Below are 18,084 nucleotides of genomic sequence, written 5' to 3' on the forward strand. Positions count from 1 at the left end.
TCGGGTCAGCCGACGCCGAACCCGACGCTGCGACTGGGCATCGTCCTGCCGGCGCCGTCGATGGCGAAGAGCCGCGTCAGTGACGTCCCGGGCGGCGCGTCAGCCGGATCGAACCAGAAGGCGACGATCGACGGATCGTTGCTCCACCGCACGATCCGTGCGTCGACTGCTTTTCCGCCTGCCATGGCCCTGATCCGGGAGACATCGCCGCCCACGAAGTAGCCGAAGGCGGGAGAGAGGAAGCCGTCCACCTCCATGGCTTCTTGCGGCGAGTGGAAGCCGGGGGCGCGGTCCGAGCCCCGGGTCTCGTTGACCACGACCTCACGCCGCAGGACGCCGTCCGCCGTCCGCCGGCCGGTGGCGAGCCCGAACGTCGTCGTCGACAGCGACTCGTCCTCGATCGGGATGAACCAGAGCAGGATCGGCTCGCCGCCGGTGCTCCGCAGGCCGGTGTCGATCACGTCGCCGAGCACGTCGGGGGAGGACGCGGCGGCGACCGGGCCCGCCGCAGGCTCGGCGCTCCCGTCGCCGGCACGGGCCAGCACCCCGCCGCCGACCAGCAGGGCCAGGACCGTGGTGGCGGAGGCCGCACCCATCGCGAGGCGGCGCCGGCGGCGCAGGCGGCCGCCCTGCGCCATGACCGCGCCGAGGTCGAGGGGACGCGGCTCGAAGTCCGGCGTCGAGTGCATGGCGTCCTTCAGGTCGTCGAGGTCGGTCATCGTGCCGCTCCGGTTTCCAGGCCCTGGCGGGGGGTGGGAATCGAGATCCGGAGCTTGGCCAGCCCCCGAGAGTTGAGGCTCTTGACCGTGCCGAGGGAGAGGTTGAGCTCCCGCGCCACGTCCATTTCGGTGATGTCGAAGAAATGTCGCATGACGACGACGGTGCGTTCGCGCGGCGAGAGGGCCTTGAGTGCCCCGATCAGCCAGCGCCGCCGGGTGACCTCGTCGGCGACGTCGCGAGCGACCGGACGCTCCGGGAGCTCCTCGGTCGCGTACTCGCGCACGGGGCGGCGCCACTGGTCGGTGAGCAGATTCGCGAGGACGGTGCGCGCGTAGGCGTACGGGTCCTTGCGGCGTACCCGTCCCCAGGACGCGTACACCCGGACGAGCGCGGCCTGCGCGGCCTCTTCGGCCTGATGCCGGTCGCCGGTCAGCAGATATGCGGCACGCTGCAGCCGCGCCGAGTTCGCCTGGGCGAACTCGACGAACTCGTCGTCACCTCGTCGGCCTTGTCCCACGACAGTGGAGACGGCCGGGAGCCCCGAAAGGTTGCAATGACTTTGCCGGGGCATCCGCCCCATGATGGTCTCTACTGCCAGACCCTCCGCACCCGCTCGGCCACCGCGGCCGCCTGCGCCCGGCCCGCCTCGGCGGCCGGGGCCCGGCGCGAGGGGGCCAGCGCGTTGCGCCCGATGGCGGCCCGGGCGGCGGCGTCCGGGGTGACCACGGCCGTCCGTACGGCGGGTCCCAACCGTCTCGCCTGCGCGGACGGACGGTCTGCGCGCCGGGCGGCGACGTCGATCGGCGCGACCACCACGACCCGGTCGTAGTCCCGGGCCAGGTCGACATTCGCGGCGGATCGGACGCCACCGTCCACGTAGCGCCGGCCGCCGACCGTCATCGGTGGCCACACCAGCGGCACCGCGCAACTCGCCGCGACCGCGTCGATCAGGGACACCCCGCTGTCCCGGTCGAAGATCTCGACCGCGCCGGTCAGCGCGTCGACGGCCGGCACCAGCAGGCGGGCCGCGGGCCAGTCGTCGCGCCGGACCCGCGCGGCGATGGCCGTGCGCCGCTCGGACTCGGGCACCGTGCGGGCGCGCAGGGCGGCCCGCCCGAGGCGTGCCCGGCCCCGCGTCCGGCCGCCCGGCCAGAGCGCGGCCAGCACGAAGCCGAGCAGCACCCGCGTGCCGACGACCGCGCTGGTGTCCCCGCTGGTGTCGGTGAGCTCGCGGGCGTACAGCTTGTCGAGGGGCGTGGCGCCGGTGAGCTCGGCGGCCACCACCGATCCCGCCGAGGTGCCGACGAACAGGTCGGCGGTGGTCAGGTCGAGCCCGCGTTCCGCGAGGCCGTACAGCAGTCCGATCTCCCATGCGACGCCGGTGACGCCGCCTCCGCCCAGGACGAGTGCCCGCTTCTCCATGCGCCCACTATGCACTCCTCCCGGCGTTTATTGATTTCGGTGTTTTTGTCCGTTGGTTGAGGCGAGGGTCGTTCGAGTTTAGGTGATTGCTTGAATGACAGAGTTGAGTGGAATTGCACCCTAAGTGCCGAACAGGACCGCATACCGGGCCGCCGATCCGGGGTTTCGTCGGCACGCCGCGTCGGTGCGGAACAGGCTCGACTGCACCCCGCCGGCGCCGCAGTCGGAGAAGTACGCCTCGTAGGCCAGATGCGACGCGTGCGCCGCGAACCACTCGTGCATCCAGGCGATGAAGTCCGGGTTCTCCCGGCCCGCGTCCGCCGTCGGCACCACCCCCCACTCGCCCACCGAGAACGGCTTGCCGTGTGCCCGAGCGAAGTTGTACAGCCAGGTCAGCCCCTCGGGAGCGGCCGCCGTACGGTCGAACGCGGCCTTGTCCGGCGACCAGGGATAGTGGTCGTAGTTGTCGATGCCGATGATGTCCACGTACGCGTCGCCGGGATAGCAGTTGGTGCTCAGGCCGCCGCACACGCCGGCCGGGGTGCTGTGTGCGTTGATCGTCCAGTCCAGCAGGACGTCCGGGTTGGTGGCGCGGATGTTGTCCGCCGCCCGCCGGTAACACGCGATCCACGTCTTCGGGTCTCTGGCGAGCCAGGGGGACGTCCGCTCGTTGAACTCCCAGCCCAGCCGGACCACCGAGTCCCCGCGGCCGTGGTGGCGCATCAGTGTGCCGAAGGCCCGCCAGTCGGCGTCGTGCTCGCCGCGGGCGCAGGACTTCAGGTCCTTGCTCGCGCCCTTGGGCACCAGGCCCTGGGAGATCACCAGCATGCCGTCGAAGTCGGCCAGAAGCTCGAAGGTCCAGCCCGTGCCCCGGGTCATCGACTCCCAGGACGTGCGGTCCGTGTAGGTCTGTGTGATCCTGCACGGCCGTCCCCGCGCGGTGCAGAACGAGGTCACGTGCGCGGTGTCGAACCGCGGGTCGCCGTTCACGCCGGACAGGCCGTTGGCTCCGGGCCATGACCCGTCCGTCCGTGGCAGCGCAAGGAGTTGCCGCGCCGACCGGAAATCGCGCACACCGGCGCCGGGCGCGGTGGTCGCGCCGCCCGGAGTGGGCGGGGCGGCGCCCGGCGTGGCCGACGCGGGCGCGCGGGACGCCGGTGCGGCCCCTGGGGGGATCGGGCCCCTGCCCGCCGTCGCCACGCCGACGGCGAGGCCGGTCAGGACGACGAGCGTAGCGAGGGCCGCGGCCACCGTCGACCGGCGGCCGCTCCATCGTTCTTCGGCCATGCGGTGATCTCCTGGGTGGTCGCCAGCGTGTCGCGGTGAAGTCTGACATCTTCCGGACGGCCGGGTGCCGGGTTCGTCCGCGCCGACGACCGTACGGGTGCCGCGCCGCGGGTCCTCGGGCGGGGTGCGAAAAGGGAAGGTTTGCCTTGCCTAAAGAATGGCTTACCTATTTTTATTGCATTCGTGAAATGGTGGGTACGCCATCGCGCGTAGCGCTCTTCGATAGTTTATTGTCGGCCTTGAGAAAGGGAGGCCAGACCATGACTCAAATGATGGAGATGCCGCGCGTGCAGACGTGCACGGTGAGCGGCTGCGGGTACAACCACGACGGCTGCACGGCCTTCGCGATCACGATCGGCCGGGCCAAGACGGAGTGCGACACGTTCATCGAGGGTGACGAGGGCGGAATGGGCCAGGTCATGGCCCAGGTGGGCGCCTGCCACCGCGCCGAGTGCGTGCACAACACGGGCCTCGAATGCCGCGCCCCGGCGATCACCGTCGGTGCCGCCGAGGATCGTGCCGATTGTCTGACGTACACGGCTCGGTAATTGTGTTTCGAAAGTGAGCCTTACCTAAGGCCGCCGCCTTTTCGAAGGCGGCGGCCTTGGCAATTCTTCGTTCTACAGGTACAGGCCGGTCGAGGGTGCGGTGCTCGGCACGGTGACCGGGCGGGCACCGGTCCTGAGGGCGTACAGCTCGGCGAGGGTGGCGCCCTCCGGGCCGACGCCGGTCGACGTGCCCAGCCAGGCCGTCGCCTCCGCGTACGGCAGCCGCCCGACCTCGATGCTCGCCAGGCACCGTCCCGGCCGGACCACGGCGGGGTGCAGCGACGCCAGGTCCTCGTTCGTGGTGATCGCGATCAGCGCGTTGCGGCCCTGGCCGAGCAGCCCGTCGGTGAGATTGAGCAGCCGTGACAGCGACTGCCCGGCGCTCGCCTTGGCCTCGCCGCTGATCAGCTCGTCGCAGTCCTCCAGCATGAGTAGCCGCCAGCGCGGCTCGTCGTCGTCGCCGCTGCCCAGCGCCACGCTCATGAGGTAGGCGGGGTCGCCGAACATCCGCTCCGGGTCGAGCACGCAGTCCACCTGGCACCACGAGCGCCACTGCTGGGCGAGGGCCCGCAGGGCGGTCGTCTTCCCGGTGCCCGGCTCGCCGTGCAGCAGCAGGAGGCGGCCGTTGACGGCGGTGCCGTCGACGGCCATGAGGCGTTCGAGCGTACGGGCGACCGGGCCGGCGTAGTTGGCCCGGATCTTGTCCCAGGGCGCGGCGTCGATCTCGCGCTGCACCCGCCGCGGTCCGTGCGGGCCGAAATGCCAGAACCCGATCGGCACGCTGTCCGCGACCGGGCCCGGCTCCTCGACGGCGTGGGCCGTGGCCGCGGCGAGCACCGACTCGGCGAGCTCGGCGGTGACGGCGGTGACGGTCACGCGGGCGCGGCGGCTCTGCTTCCAGCGGGTCACGTGCAGGGTCCAGCCGTCGCCGGTGGACAACCGTCCGTGGCTGTCCTCTTCCCGGGCATCGCGGACCACCCGGGCGTCGTCGGTGGTCAGGGGCGCGTCTGCGCGGACGTTCTCCAGGTAGCTGGTCCGGCCGAACGGCTCGCGCCCGGTGACGAAGGCGTCGAGGGCGAGCAGGTCCACGACGTCCACCAGCCGGTCGCCGTCGTCGACGGAACCGGACAGCGGCAGCGGGTGGTGGACGGGCGGGGCGGCCGCCGCTTCCACGGGACGGCTGCCGAGCCGGTCGACGGACTGGTGGGGGGTACGCATTACCCCATGATCGTTCCAAAGTCGCGGAGGAGCACCCCGTTTTCGCGCAAGATGGTCCGAACGGGACCGTTTCCTCAGGGGTTGCCCGCGCAGTTGCGGACCCGGTTTCCCAAGATCTTGTTCGATCGCTAAGGTGAGGATTACCTAACCCGCATTGACCAGCGCACATATCGATTCAGGAGGCCGACATGGCGACCAACCCGCTCATCTCGCGCCGGGGTCTGTTCTTCGGCGCGGCGGGTGTCGCGGCCGCTGGGCTGCTTGCGGCCTGCGGTGACGACAAGTCCGGTGGCGGCACCGGCTCGAGCGCCACCTCGGCGCCCGCCGGCGGCTCCTTCCCGGCCGAGGTCGCCCACCAGTTCGGCACCACCAGCGTCGAGCAGGCGCCGAAGAGCGTCGTCTCGCTCGGCTGGGCGGACGCGGACGCCCTGCTCGCGCTCGGCGTCATCCCGGTCGGCATCCTCGACTGGTTCCAGGCCTGGCCGGTCGGCGTCGGCCCCTGGGCGCAGGACAAGCTCGGTGGCGCGAAGCCGACCGTGCTGAAGGGCCCGGAAATCAACTACGAGCAGGTCGCCACCCTGCGTCCCGACCTCGTCACGTTCACCAAGAGCGACAACGACAAGGCCAAGTGGGAGCAGCTCGAGAAGCTCGCGCCCACGCTGAGCGGGCCGGCCGGCTCCCAGCCGTACGGCACCACGCTCAAGGACCAGACGATGCTCATCGCCGAGGCGCTCGGCAGGAAGGCCGAGGGCGAGGCGCTGGTGGCCTCCAGCGACAAGGCGCTGGCCGACGCCAAGGCGGCCAACCCGGGCTTCGACGGCAAGAGCGTCGTCGTCGCGGCCGCGTTCAGCGGACAGTACGGCGCCTACACCCGCGGCGACGGCCGGGTGCAGTTCATGGAGGCCCTCGGCTTCAAGAACTCCCAGAAGATCGAGGACCTGAAGCCGGCGAGCTTCTACGCCGAGATCTCCAAGGAGCGCGTGAACCTGCTCGACGCCGACCTCACCGTGGTCTTCGGCCTCGGCGCCGGCGACGTGCTCAAGAAGGACGCCGTGCTCAACGGCATCCCGTCGGCCAAGGCCAAGCGGCTGCTCATCATCGACGACCCGGACCTGGTCAACGCCTTCTCCACCAACTCGGTGCTGAGCACCCCGTACACCATCGAGAAGTTCGTACCGATGGTCAAGGACGCCCTGGCGTGACCGTGGTCGCCGAGCGCGAGCACGAGGCCGCCGAGCGCGCGGGGTACGCGCCCCTGAAGGAGCGCGTCCGTGCCCGCGGCGGCCTCACGACGCGCGGCCTCGGCCTCGTCGCCGCGGTGGCGGCCCTCGCCGCCGTCGCGGCGCTGAGCATCGCGGTCGGCACCAAGTCGATCCCGCTCGGCACCGTCCTCGACGCCCTCGACGGCCGGGCGAGCCTGCCCGAGCGGGCCCAGGACGTCCAGTTCATCGTGGAGCTGCGCATTCCGCGTACGCTGCTCGGCCTGGTCGCCGGGATCGCCCTGGGCCTGGGCGGCGCGCTGCTGCAGGCGCTCACCCGCAACCCACTGGCCGAGTCGGGCATCCTGGGCCTCGACGCCGGAGCCGCCGCGGCCGTGGTGATCGCCATCCAGGTCTTCGGCATCGGCTCGCTGACCGGATACATCTGGTTCGCCTTCGCCGGCGCGGCCGGCGCCTTCACCGTGGTCTACCTGCTCGGCTCGCGGGGGCGCTCGGGCGCCTCGCCGGAACGGCTGGCGCTGGCCGGCGCGGCCGTCGACGCCGCCCTGTTCGCGGTCGTCTACGCGATCGCGCTGCTCGACAGCAGCACCTTCGACCGCTATCGCCTGTGGATGGTCGGCAACCTCGCGACGGGAGACCTCTCCGTCCTGTACGGGGTGCTGCCGTTCGTCACCGCCGGCGTCCTGCTGGCGCTCGCCCTGGGCCCGTCGCTCAACGCGATCGCGCTCGGCGAGGACTCCGCCCGCGCCCTCGGCGCCAACCTGAACCGCACCCGGGTGCTGTCCGCGGTCGCCATCACGCTGCTCTGCGGTGCGGCCACCGCGGCGGTCGGCCCGATCGCCTTCGTCGGCCTGGCCGTGCCGCACATCGCCCGGACGATCGTCGGGCCGGACCAGCGCTGGCTGCTGCCGTACTCTCTGGTCCTGGCCCCGATTCTGTTGCTGCTGGCGGATGTCGCCGGTCGGCTGCTGGCCCGGCCCGGCGAGCTCCAGGCCGGCATCGTGACCGCGTTCCTCGGCGCACCCGTCTTCCTCGCCATCATCCTGCGCCGCCGGATCGTGCCGCTGTGACCCGCCGGCTCACCGTGCGGGCCCCCGGCGTGGCGCTGCGGCTCGACCCGCGCACCATCGGGGTGACCGCCCTGCTCGTCGTGGCGGCGCTGGCGGCCGGGGCCTGGACCGTCACCGCGGTCGGCGTGCGGATCCCGTACGCCGACATGGTCGAGATCCTCGGCGGCGGGGGCCGCCGAGCCGACCGGTTCATCCTGCTCGACCTGCGCCTGCCCCGGGTCAGCCTGGCACTGCTTGCCGGCGCCGCCTTCGGCTTGTCCGGCGCCGTATTCCAGAGCTTGTCGCGCAACCCGCTGGGCAGCCCCGACGTCATCGGGTTCACCACCGGCGCGGCGACCGGCGCGGTCGTCGCGATCCTGGTCCTGGGCGCGGGCACCGCGGGCGCGGCCACCGGAGCCGTCGTCGGCGGCATCCTCACCGCGGCCGTCGTGTACGCGCTGGCCGCGCTCGGCGGCGGCGCGATCCGGCGCCTCGTGCTCGTCGGCATCGGCGTCAGCGCGATGCTCGTCGCCGTCAACAGCTACGTGCTCAGCCGCGCCCGGCTCGACGAGGCGCAGTCCGCCGCCACCTGGCTGGTCGGCACGCTCAACGGCCGGACCTGGGACTCCGTCCGGCTGCTGGGGATCGCCCTGCTCGTTCTCATGCCGCTGCTGCTGATGCTGAGCCGGCCGCTGGGAATGCTCGAGCTCGGCGACGACTCGGCGCATTCCCTCGGCGTCCGGGTGCGCCGGACGCGGCCGCTGCTCGTCTTCCTGGCCGTGGCGGTCTGCGCGGTGGCGACCGCCGCGACCGGCCCGGTCGTGTTCGTGGCGCTGGCCGCACCGCAGATCGCCAGGCGGCTGACCGGGACGGCTGCGCCGCAGCTCGTGCCCGCCGCCGTCACCGGGGCGCTGGTGATGGTGCTCAGCGACTTCGCCGCCCAGCGGCTGCTGGCCCCGGCCCAGGTGCCGGTCGGCGTGATCACCGGTGCGGTCGGCGGGGTCTATCTGGCCTGGGTACTCAGTGTGCAGTGGCGGAGGGGAAGTCAATGAGTCTTCGTCTCGGTTTTCCGCCGCGGAAAGGCTCAGCGTCGCGGCTGTCGGGATCGGACCTGACCCTGGCGTACGACAAGCGGGTCATCGCGTCCGATCTGGACGTGGAGATTCCGGACGGCTCGTTCACGGTCATCGTCGGGCCCAACGCCTGCGGCAAGTCGACGCTGCTGCGCGCCCTGTCCGGCCTGCTCGGCCCGAAGCGGGGCACGGTGGTGCTCGACGGGCAGGCGATCGGCTCGTACCGGGCCAAGGAGGTCGCGCGCCGCCTCGGCCTGCTCCCGCAGACGGCGACGGCTCCCGAGGGCATCTCGGTGGCGGACCTGGTGGCCCGCGGCCGCTACCCGCACCAGAAGCTCTTGCGGCAGTGGACCCCCGAGGACGAGAACCAGGTCGCCGCCGCGATGGAGGCCACGGGCGTGACGGAGCTCGCCGACCGGGCCGTCGACGAGCTCTCCGGCGGCCAGCGCCAGCGCGTGTGGATGGCGATGGCGCTGGCCCAGCAGACCGACCTGCTGCTGCTCGACGAGCCGACGACGTACCTCGACATCGCCTACCAGATCGACCTGCTGGACCTCTGCGCGGACCTCAACGAGCAGGGCCGCACGCTGGTCGCGGTCCTGCACGATCTCAACCACGCCTGCCGGTACGCGACCCACCTCATCGCCATGAAGGCCGGGCGGATCGTCGCCTCGGGGGACCCGGGAGCCGTCATCACCGCGGAGCTCGTCGAGGACGTCTACGGGCTGCGCTGTGAGGTCATCCCCGACCCGCAGACCGGCACGCCGCTGGTCGTGCCGGCCGCGCGGGGTGCGAGGAGCCGCCGCCTCACGCCTCCGGCAGGCGCGACAGAACGAACACGGGGATGATCCGGTCCGTCTTGGTCTGGTAGTTCGCGTAGTCCGGCCACACCTCGACGGCCCGCTCCCACCACTGTGCCCGTTCCTCGCCGTGCACCTCACGCGCCTGGTAGTCGTGCTTCTCCGCGCCGTCCTGGAGCTCGACGTGCGGGTTCTTCACCAGGTTCCAGTACCAGACCGGATGCGTCGGCGCGCCGCCCTGTGAGGCGACGATCGCGTACTCGCCGTCGTGCTCGACGCGCATCAGCGGCGTCTTGCGCAGCTTGCCGGACTTGGCACCCACCGACGTGACCACGATCACCGGCTTGCCCTGCAGCGTGCCGGCCTCCGCGCCGTTCGACGCCTCGTACTTCTCCGCCTGCTCCCGTGCCCAGTCGGAAGGACTGGGCGCGTACTCGCCGGTCAATGGCATGTTGGTCGACCCCTTCTGCGTGCTCGGAATCCGGTGGCGGCTGCCCGGTAAGGTTCCGCCATGCTCTCGATTCTTGCCGATGTCGTACCCCGGTTGCTCCCGGCATGATCGAACGCATCCTGCCGGCGCCGGTCCGCTCGGCGTACGCCCTCGACGACCTCGGCGACGCCACGCTGTACCCGGGCGAAGCGGAGCTCGTGGCCGCCGCGGTCCCCAAGCGGCGCGACGAGTTCACCACCGTGCGGCACTGCGCCCGCACCGCCCTCGCCGACCTCGGCGTGCCCCCGGGCCCGATCCTGCGCGGTGAGCGCGGCGCCCCGATCTGGCCGCGGGGAATCGTCGGCAGCCTCACCCACTGCGCCGGCTACCGGGCGGCAGCGGTCGCCCGGGACACCGACGTGCGGGGAATCGGCGTGGACGCCGAGGTGCATGGGCCGCTGCCGGACGGGGTGCTCGACCTGGTCTCGCTGCCGGAGGAACGCGACCACCTGGCGGCTCTGTCCACGAAGCATCCGCAGACGCGGTGGGAACGCGTGCTCTTCAGCGCGAAGGAATCGGTCTACAAGGTCTGGTTCCCGCGTACGGGGGAGTGGCTCGGTTTCAAGGAGGCATCCCTGACCTTCGCCCCGGACACGGGAGAGTTCACGGCGCGGTTGCTGCGCCCGGGCCCGTTCGACACGCTGGCCGGGCGCTATCTGGTGGCAGAGGGCATCGTCCTGACGGCAATCGTGCTCAAGCGTCCGGCGCAGACATGAGTGGCGCATCGGCGACCGCCGCTAGTGCGGTCCGATGATCACCGGGATCTTCGTGCCGGGGCAGGGTGACTGCACCCAAGCCCTGCTGTTCGACCTCGTCGATGCGGTGCTCACCACGCGGGGTCAGCGTTCGGCGAAGCGTTGCGCGAACCCCATCAGGTCGCGGCGTTCGATGGCCGCCGCCATCAGGTCCGGGAAGGCGTCCGGGGTGCAGGCGAACGCCGGGACTCCCAGGGCCGCCAGGGCCGCGGCGTTCTCGTGGTCGTAGGCCGGGGCGCCCTCGTCCGAGAGGGCCAGGAGCACCACGACCTGGACGCCCGCGGTGGTCATCTCGGCAACCCGGCGCAGCATCTGCTCGCGGACGCCGCCCTCGTACAGGTCGCTGATCAGCACGAAGATGCTGTCCCGCGGGCGGGTGATCAACTGCTGGCCGTAGCCGATCGCGCGGTTGATGTCGGTGCCGCCGCCGAGCTGGGTGCCGAACAGGACCTCCACCGGATCGGCGAGCTGGTCGGTCAGGTCGACCACCGCCGTGTCGAAGACGACCAGCGAGGTCTTCAGCGACCGCATCGAGGCCAGGACGGCCGCGAAGACGCCGGAGAACACCACCGAGGCCGCCATCGAGCCGGACTGGTCGACGCAGAGCACCACGTCGCGCTGGATGGCGGTGGTGCGCCGGCCGTAGCCGACGAGGCGTTCCGGGATGACCGTGCGGTGCTCGGGCTGGTAGTGCTTGAGGTTGGCGCGGATGGTCCGGTCCCAGTCGATGTCGGTCAGCCTGGGACGGTTGATCCGGGCGGCCCGGTTCAGCGCGCCGCTGACCGCCGCCCGGGTCTTCTGGCTGATCCGCTCCTCCAGCTCGGTGACGACCTTGCGGACCACCTGGCGGGCGGCGTCCTTGGTGTGCGCGGGCATCACGCCGTTCAGTGACAGCAACGTGCCGACCAGGTGGACGTCCGGCTCGACCGCCGCGAGCATCTCCGGCTCCAGCAGCAGCCTGGTCAGGTCGAGGCGTTCGATGGCGTCCGCCTGCATGACCTGGACGACCGTGCTGGGGAAGTACTCCCGGATGTCGCCGAGCCACCGGGCCACCTTCGGCGCCGAGCCGCCGAGCCCGGCGCCCCGGGAGGTGCGCCGGCCGTCCGCGTCCTCGGCGCCGTCGTAGAGGGCGGCCAGCGCGGCGTCCATCCGGGAGTCGCGGTCCTGTGCCTCGCCCAGCGATTCGTCGGCGGGACCACCCAGCACCATCCGCCATCGGCGCAGCCGCTCCCGCCGCGCCGCGTCGTCGATGCCGGTCATCGGATCCCCCTGGCGAGCACGTCGGTCATCGGATCTCCCTGGCAGAGCATGACGGTCATCGGATCTCCCGTCCGAGCAGCGTGCCCAAAGTGGGCAGCACCAGCGCCGCGCGGTCGTGGTCGAGGACGAGCGGCTCCGCGGTCGCGGACCCCGCGCCGCCCGCGATCCGTTCGCCGATGGCCCGGCGTTCCCCGGTCGCGAAGGCGCCGAAGGTGCGCCGCAGCAGCGGCAGCACGTCGTCGAAGCCGTCGGCCGGAATGTCGGCGAGCCATCCGTCGATGAGCTCCAGCAGCGCGTCGTCGTGCACCAGCAGCAACCCTCCTCCGGAGAGGAAGCCCTCGACCCAGGCGGCGCCGTGTGCGGGCGGCGTGCCGACGGTCAGCGGCAGCCGCAGCCGCCGCCGCACCTCGGCGCTGTCGAGACGGCCCGCGTCGAGCAGCAGCCGGGTCAGCCGCCCGGCGAGCAGCCCGTGCAGCCCGGGCCGCCGGGACACCGCCGCGAGCGTGCTCAGCCACCGCTCGCGAAGATCCTCGCCGTCGCCGTCGCCGTCGCGGCTGCGGTCGCCGTCGTCGTCCCGGGCGTCGTCGCGGGTGCTGTCGCCGTCGCCGGACAGCAGGCTCACCGCCCGGTGCACGTCGTCGACGCGGTCGCGCAGCTCTTGGGCGGCCTCGTCCGAGAGCGACCCGACCGCCGCGGGGAGTCCGGCGCAGACCCGGGTGAGCAGGCTTGCCGTCACCGTCGCCAGCCCGGCGAGGTCCGTACGCCGTACGTCGCCGTAGCGCAGCGCGCGGGCGAGGGCGGGGATCGCGGCCATGAGGTGGGTGATGTCGGCGTCGACCGCGGCGCGGGCGTCCAGGGCGGCGAGCACCGGCGGGAAGGCGTCGGCCAGGTCGGCGAGCAGGCACACCTCGACCAGCGCGGTCACGTCGCCGAGGCTGGCCGCCTTGCGGGCCGCGTCGGTCACCTTGGTGGTCGCCGCCGCCGCGACCGTGGTGCCGTGCATGCTGCCCTCGACCAGTCGCACCGCGAAGTCGGGCAGCCAGCGCAGCCGCCACTGCTCCCGGAAGGTGCCGGTGCCGCGCCGGGCGGTCTCGGGTTCGCCCCACGGCACGCCGATCGCGCGCATCCGGTGCAGCAGGCGGCTGCGGGCCAGGTCGATGTCGCGGCGCAGGTCCAGCTCGAGGACGCGTTCCAGCGCTTCCGGCTTGAGGCGTACGGCCCGCTGCCGCGCGGCGAGGTCCTTGGCCAGGGGCACGGCGGGCATGTCGTCCGGCACGCCCCCGAGCCGCTCACCGACGATCAGCCGCCGGCCGATGAGCTCGACCCGCAGCGGCTCGCCGTCGCACATGACCGCCTCCGCGGCCTCGGTGACCTCGGCGAGCCCGGCGAGCGGCCGGCCCCGCAGGCCGGCCAGCGCCTCGGCCAGCCGGGTCGCCTCGATGATGTGCGCGGACGAGGTCGGCATCCCCTCGGCGCGCAGCACCCCCGCGGCGTCGACCAGCCACCGCGGCACCACGTCGCCGCCGGCGGTGAAGAGGTGGTGATACCAGCCGGGAGACCGCACGCCGGCGCCGTAGCCGGACCACGAGGCCAGCCGCCCGTACGTCCACGGCACCCAGGTGAACGCCACCTTCGCCTTCCTGCGCCCCTTGAGCAGCGCGGCGTCGTCCTTCGCGGTGACCTTGCGGGTGAGCGCCGGCACGTGCCACGCGCCGCAGACGACGGCGATGTCGTCGTGCGTGCGGCGCACCTCGCGCAGGACGGTGCGCATGTGGGCCTCGCGGACGAGGTCCTCGGGGTCCTCCGTGGATGTCTCGCGGATGGCGGTCATGGCCTCGGCGATCGCGGCGAAGGCGGGCATGCCGCGGTGCTCGACGACGTCCTCCCACCACCGCTCGGGGTCGTCGTAGCCGGCGGCCCGGGCCAGCTCCCCGATCGGGTCGGCCGGCCGCACAGGACCCTCCGCCGGCGGCGAGTCCGCCGTGCCGTCATCCGCGAGCCGATAGGCGTAGGGCAGGTCGAAGAATCGCACGGGAACCTCGTGGCGCACCGCCCACCTGATCGCCTGCCATTCCGGCGAGAAGACGGCGAACGGCCAGAACGCGGACCGGCGCGGATCGTCCGGCGCGTAGCCGAGCAGCGCCACCGGCGGCTTCAGGCCCGGGTCGGCCACCCAACCGACCAGGTCGTCGGCCTCCGGCGGGCCCTCGACCAGCAGCACGGACGGCCGCCGCCGCTCGAGCTCGCGCAGCACCGCCCGCGCCGAGCCGGGCCCGTGGTGGCGAATGCCGTAGAGCCGTTCAGGCATCGCGGGCCGCGCGGTAGAAGTCGCGCCAGTCGGTGCGTTCCCGCACGACCGTCTCGAGGTATTCGCGCCACACCACTGTGTCGGATACCGGGTCCTTGACCACCGCGCCGAGGATGCCCGCGGCCACGTCGCCCGGGTGCAGCCGGCCGTCGCCGAAGTGTGCGGCCAGGGCCATGCCGCTGGTGATCACGGAGATGGCCTCGGCCGTGGACAGGGTGCCGGTCGGGGACTTGAGCTTGGTGCGGCCGTCCTCGGTCATGCCGTTGCGCAGCTCGCGGAAGATCGTCACCACCCGGCGGATCTCCTCCAGCGCGGTGGGCACCTCCGGCAGGTCGAGCGACCGGCCGAGCTGGGCCACCCGGCGCGTCACGATCTCCACCTCGTCGTCGGCCGAAGCGGGCACGGGCAGAACCACCGTGTTGAACCGTCGCCGCAGCGCGCTCGACAGCTCGTTGACGCCGCGGTCGCGGTCGTTGGCGGTGGCGATGAGGTTGAAGCCACGCTGGGCCTGCACCTCGGTGTTCAGCTCCGGCACCGGCAGCGTCTTCTCGGACAGGATGGTGATGAGCGCGTCCTGCACGTCGGAAGGCACCCGGGTGAGCTCCTCGACGCGGGCGATCGTGCCGCTCTGCATGGCGCGCATGACCGGGCTCGGGGTCAGGGCCGCCTCGGACGGGCCCTCGGCGAGCAGCCGCGCGTAGTTCCATCCGTACCGGATGGCCTCCTCGGCCGTGCCCGCCGTGCCCTGCACGAGCTGGGTGGAGTCGCCGCTGACGGCGGCGGCGAGGTGCTCCGAGACCCAGGTCTTGGCCGTGCCCGGCACGCCGAGCAGCAGCAGCGCCCGGTCGGTGACCAGAGTGGACACCGCCACCTCCATGAGCCGCCGGGGACCCACGTACTTCGGGGTGATCTTCGCGCCGTCGCCCAGCAGGTAGGTCACCACGGCGTGCGGAGACAGCCGCCAGCCGGGCGGCCGCGGCCGGTCGTCGGCCTCCGCGAGCAGGGCCAGCTCGTCGGCGTACTGGTCCTCGGCGTGGGGACGCAGAGCGGTCATGCGAACTCCTGGAGCATCTCGTGGCGGAAGGTGAGGGTGCGGGCCAGCTCGGCGACCGGCCGGATCCGGGACGGGTCGGCCGCGTCCTGGTCGAGCCGGACGGCCAGGCTGGTGACGTGCGCCGCGTACGCCGGCGGCATGGCGGTCGCGGCGGCGCGGCACAGCTCGGCGAGCTGCCAGCTGTGCCGGTCGGTGCGGGCCCGGTGCGTGATGGTCTCGACCACCGCGACGGCGAGTTCGTCCGGCCAGGCGCCGGGATGCACTGCGAGCAGGCGGTGCGCGAGGTGGTCCTCCCGACGCAGGAAGTCGGCGGCGATCCGGGCGAGGTCGGCCGGGGGCAGCAACAGATGCAGGTCCCACCGGACCGCCTCGCGCAGCCCGGCCGCGTTCTCCCGCGAGTCGTTGTGCACCAGCGCGGAAGCCCATTCCGGCTCGGCCTGGACGATCGCGGCCTTGGCCCAGCCGTGCAACAGCGCCGACTCCCAGTCGTTGCCGCGCGCCAGGTCCACCACCGCCGACGGGCCGCGCCCGAACGCCGTGGTCCAGGTGGAAAGCGCGGTGCCGGCGACGACCTCCTCCAGCAGCCACGCCTGCACGCCGGTGCCCCGCGCGGGCTGGGCGGCAACCCCGTCGCGGCGCAGCTCGGCGGTGACATCGGCGGGCGGCGTCACGGCCAGCCGGTCGCGGCCCAGGGCGCGGCGTTCGAGCGTGACCGCGGCCAGCGCCCGCGCCGCCATCCGGCGGCCGAGGCCCGAGCCGGGAAGGCGGCGGAGTAGATAGAGCGCGGCCTCGCGTACCTCCTTGCGACGGTCGTCGAGCACCGTCTCGAGGAACTCGTCGTCGGCGAGGGACAGCCCGGTGCCGAGGGCGCCGACGAAGCGGGCGCGGTCCTCGGGCGCCTCGGCGGGCCAGGTGCCACGCAGCAGGGCCAGCCCGCCGGCGGGGTCGGTGGCGCGCAGGCGCGTGAGGTGGGCGAGGCGCTCTCCGCCCGTACCCGTCTGCCAGACGGTGGGGTCGTCGGCGGCGGCCCTGCCGGACGCCTCCTCGCGCAACCACTGCCATTCCGGTCGCAGGCCCGCCAGCCAGCGGCCGCGCTCCCCGGCGACCCGGCCGATCGCGGGCCGGATGACGCCGTTGCGGCGGCCCGCGTCGAGCAGCGCGGGCAACGACTCCGGCGGGACGTGGCCGCCGTGCGCCGCGGCCGCGCAGAGCCACTGGGCGAGCAGCTCCTGGGCCTGCTGGGCGCCGCCGGGTGCGCCGCCCCCGAGCAGGCGCAGCAGGCGGTCGCCCGCGGCGCTCGGCACCGGTGGGCCGGTCTCGGCGGGTGCCGGCGCGACCGGCGGATGCGAGGTGGACGGTGCCGTGCCGGCGCGGCGATAGACCAGGGCGGTGGCCGCGGCCTCCAGCAGCGAACAGCCGGCTCCCAGCGCGATGCCGCGGTCGCCGACGTCGACGGTCGCCGGGGAGTACGGTCGGCGGCTCGTGCCCACCAGGGCCGCCGCCAACAGGCCGGACGGAAGCTCGGGGGAGCGTCGCGTGCCGCCGTCGGGCACCGGTGGCGCCGCCGGCACGAAGCGACCCTCCACCCAGGCGGCGAGGGGCCGCAGGCCCGCCGGTGTCCACTCGGCCGCGACGGTCGCGGGCGCTCCGCCCGCGGCGGCCAGCAGCCACCACGGCTCCCGGTGCCCGGCCGCGAGCGGCAACGAGTCACCACCGGTGTCGGTGAGGAAGCCGTCGGAGCTCGGGCTGACACCCGCGAGCAGGACGGGAGCGTCGAAGCGCCAAGGCTCGGCGGCCAGGACGGCGGCCCAGCCGCGCATCGCCTCCCGCACGCCGGTCGCCCCGCTCGGCGCCGTCAGCGGCCTCGGTGCCGACCGCCTGTCCTTGACGAGCGCCCGCAGCGGTGCCGCACCAGGATAGAAACACAGATCGGCGTCGAAGGACGTGCCGGGCACGAGGTCGGCCGCCAGCGTCTGACCGGGCGCGGCGAACGACAGGTGGAGCGCGAACCGGCCACTGTCGACACCTCGCAGCCAGGTGCGCCGGGTGATGATCGTGCCGTCGTCGCTGTCGGACTGACCGAGCACCTGCCAGTGGTCGCCGACGGACGGTGTGGCCAGGACATCCTCCGTGGCGACCGGAAAGCCGATCCGCGTGCGCACGGTGGCCGCCAGCGCCGGGGGCAGCGCACCGAGGCGCTCGTGGCCGGCCACCAGCAGGCGCAGCATCGCGAGGTCGCCGAGCAGCCGGTCGGCCCAGTGCGGCCCGATGCCGGCGACGTCACCCAGGCGGCGCACCGCGGAGGCGGCACCCGGCGCCTGGGCGTCGACGAGCCGGGCCGCCATGGTCTCGAACGGTGCGCGACCGGCGCGCTCGGCCCCCGCCAGCCCCTGCTGGACCTGGTCGTCGAGCCACCGGCCCAGCTCGGCCATGCCCGCGGCGACCCGCTCCTCGCGCTGCCGGGCGCGCTTGCGGGCCCCCTCGGGATCCGCCGGTCCGGCGGATCTCTGCGCCGTTGCCGTGGCGCGGGCCGCCCGGCTCGCCTGCCACTCCGCGACGAACGCAGGCGGCTCGGCGGCCGGGTCGGGTGCGATGCCCTCGGCCCACATCAGCAGCAGGCCCAGGGCATGCTTGCAGGGGAACTTGCGGCTCGGGCAGGAGCACTTGTAAGCCGGGCCGGAGAGGTCCACACAGACCTGGTAGGGATTCTTCCCGCTGCCCTTGCACAGTCCCCACAGGACGTCGTCGAGCAGGCCGGTCGCCTGCCACTTCGACGCGGCGGCGACACTGCGGGCGCCCTTCAGCGAACCGGCGTCGGGCGCGACGGCGGTGACCTGGGCGGTGGACCAGCGTTCGACAGGCACGCGCAGACTTTAGAAG

The 18,084-nt window shown here is 73.1% G+C and carries 16 protein-coding genes; 6 read left to right on the forward strand and 10 right to left on the reverse strand.

The genetic code is table 11. The features are described 5' to 3' along the window. Positions 1–5 precede the first annotated feature (5 nt). The 4 genes from EDD30_RS29715 to EDD30_RS29730 all read right to left on the reverse strand — a co-directional run bounded on the left by EDD30_RS29715 (position 6) and on the right by EDD30_RS29730 (position 3,429). The gene (locus EDD30_RS29715; protein WP_123678576.1) at positions 6–719 is read right to left on the reverse strand and encodes a hypothetical protein; all 714 of its coding nucleotides are present in this window, start codon (positions 717–719) and stop codon (positions 6–8) included. Then, positions 716–1,291: a SigE family RNA polymerase sigma factor gene (locus EDD30_RS29720; RefSeq protein WP_084556662.1), complete on the reverse strand. Its 576-nt coding sequence runs from the start codon at positions 1,289–1,291 to the stop codon at positions 716–718. Before EDD30_RS29720 ends, EDD30_RS29715 begins: the two co-directional genes overlap by 4 nt. 17 nt (positions 1,292–1,308) lie before the next feature. After that, positions 1,309–2,142: a patatin-like phospholipase family protein gene (locus tag EDD30_RS29725; protein WP_071807273.1), complete on the reverse strand. Its 834-nt coding sequence runs from the start codon at positions 2,140–2,142 to the stop codon at positions 1,309–1,311. Positions 2,143–2,262: 120 nt separating this feature from the next. Beyond that, complete coding sequence (locus EDD30_RS29730; protein WP_084556644.1) at positions 2,263–3,429, reverse strand: glycoside hydrolase family 26 protein; 1,167 nt, start codon at positions 3,427–3,429, stop codon at positions 2,263–2,265. 260 nt (positions 3,430–3,689) lie between these two features. Here EDD30_RS29730 and EDD30_RS29735 point away from each other — a divergent pair, with 260 nt between their 5' ends. Next, positions 3,690–3,977 (forward strand): DUF1540 domain-containing protein, encoded by a 288-nt coding sequence (locus tag EDD30_RS29735; RefSeq protein ID WP_071807272.1) that lies wholly within the window; start codon positions 3,690–3,692, stop codon positions 3,975–3,977. A gap of 72 nt (positions 3,978–4,049) precedes the next feature. On the opposite strand, the gene EDD30_RS29740 is transcribed toward EDD30_RS29735, so the two are convergent. Further along, the gene (locus EDD30_RS29740) at positions 4,050–5,195 is read right to left on the reverse strand and encodes a DUF5925 domain-containing protein (protein ID WP_071807271.1); all 1,146 of its coding nucleotides are present in this window, start codon (positions 5,193–5,195) and stop codon (positions 4,050–4,052) included. Between the two features lie 188 nt (positions 5,196–5,383). Here EDD30_RS29740 and EDD30_RS29745 point away from each other — a divergent pair, with 188 nt between their 5' ends. The 4 genes from EDD30_RS29745 to EDD30_RS29760 all read left to right on the forward strand — a co-directional run bounded on the left by EDD30_RS29745 (position 5,384) and on the right by EDD30_RS29760 (position 9,385). Next, entirely contained in the window at positions 5,384–6,397 is a 1,014-nt protein-coding gene (locus tag EDD30_RS29745) for an ABC transporter substrate-binding protein (protein ID WP_071807270.1), read from the forward strand. A 116-nt stretch (positions 6,398–6,513) separates the two neighbouring features. Continuing rightward, positions 6,514–7,485 (forward strand): FecCD family ABC transporter permease, encoded by a 972-nt coding sequence (locus tag EDD30_RS29750; protein WP_211277878.1) that lies wholly within the window; start codon positions 6,514–6,516, stop codon positions 7,483–7,485. Beyond that, positions 7,482–8,516 carry a FecCD family ABC transporter permease gene (locus tag EDD30_RS29755; RefSeq protein WP_071807268.1) on the forward strand — a complete coding sequence of 345 codons (1,035 nt, stop codon included), beginning with the start codon at positions 7,482–7,484 and terminating at the stop codon, positions 8,514–8,516. Before EDD30_RS29750 ends, EDD30_RS29755 begins: the two co-directional genes overlap by 4 nt. Further along, on the forward strand, positions 8,513–9,385 hold the full coding sequence (locus tag EDD30_RS29760; RefSeq protein ID WP_071807267.1) for an ABC transporter ATP-binding protein: 873 nt from the start codon (positions 8,513–8,515) through the stop codon (positions 9,383–9,385). Before EDD30_RS29755 ends, EDD30_RS29760 begins: the two co-directional genes overlap by 4 nt. Here EDD30_RS29760 and EDD30_RS29765 read toward each other — a convergent pair. Then, the gene (locus tag EDD30_RS29765) at positions 9,345–9,788 is read right to left on the reverse strand and encodes a nitroreductase family deazaflavin-dependent oxidoreductase (RefSeq protein WP_071807266.1); all 444 of its coding nucleotides are present in this window, start codon (positions 9,786–9,788) and stop codon (positions 9,345–9,347) included. The two genes, EDD30_RS29760 and EDD30_RS29765, sit on opposite strands and share 41 nt — an antisense overlap. Positions 9,789–9,892: 104 nt before the next feature. Between EDD30_RS29765 and EDD30_RS29770 the strand changes: the two genes are divergently transcribed. Further along, positions 9,893–10,543: a 4'-phosphopantetheinyl transferase family protein gene (locus tag EDD30_RS29770; protein WP_071807265.1), complete on the forward strand. Its 651-nt coding sequence runs from the start codon at positions 9,893–9,895 to the stop codon at positions 10,541–10,543. Between the two features lie 123 nt (positions 10,544–10,666). Here EDD30_RS29770 and EDD30_RS29775 read toward each other — a convergent pair whose 3' ends face one another. The 4 genes from EDD30_RS29775 to EDD30_RS29790 are packed head-to-tail and all read right to left on the reverse strand — an operon-like array spanning position 10,667 to position 18,068. After that, entirely contained in the window at positions 10,667–11,842 is a 1,176-nt protein-coding gene (locus EDD30_RS29775; protein WP_071807264.1) for a VWA domain-containing protein, read from the reverse strand. A 55-nt stretch (positions 11,843–11,897) separates the two neighbouring features. Then, positions 11,898–14,150: a DUF5682 family protein gene (locus EDD30_RS29780; RefSeq protein WP_071807263.1), complete on the reverse strand. Its 2,253-nt coding sequence runs from the start codon at positions 14,148–14,150 to the stop codon at positions 11,898–11,900. Beyond that, entirely contained in the window at positions 14,143–15,204 is a 1,062-nt protein-coding gene (locus EDD30_RS29785; protein ID WP_071807262.1) for an ATP-binding protein, read from the reverse strand. The genes EDD30_RS29780 and EDD30_RS29785 overlap by 8 nt, the downstream gene beginning before the upstream one ends. Further along, positions 15,201–18,068 carry an SWIM zinc finger family protein gene (locus tag EDD30_RS29790; RefSeq protein WP_123678577.1) on the reverse strand — a complete coding sequence of 956 codons (2,868 nt, stop codon included), beginning with the start codon at positions 18,066–18,068 and terminating at the stop codon, positions 15,201–15,203. Before EDD30_RS29790 ends, EDD30_RS29785 begins: the two co-directional genes overlap by 4 nt. Between the last annotated feature and the right edge of the window lie 16 nt (positions 18,069–18,084).

Source organism: Couchioplanes caeruleus (assembly GCF_003751945.1).
Lineage (GTDB): Bacteria > Actinomycetota > Actinomycetes > Mycobacteriales > Micromonosporaceae > Actinoplanes > Actinoplanes caeruleus.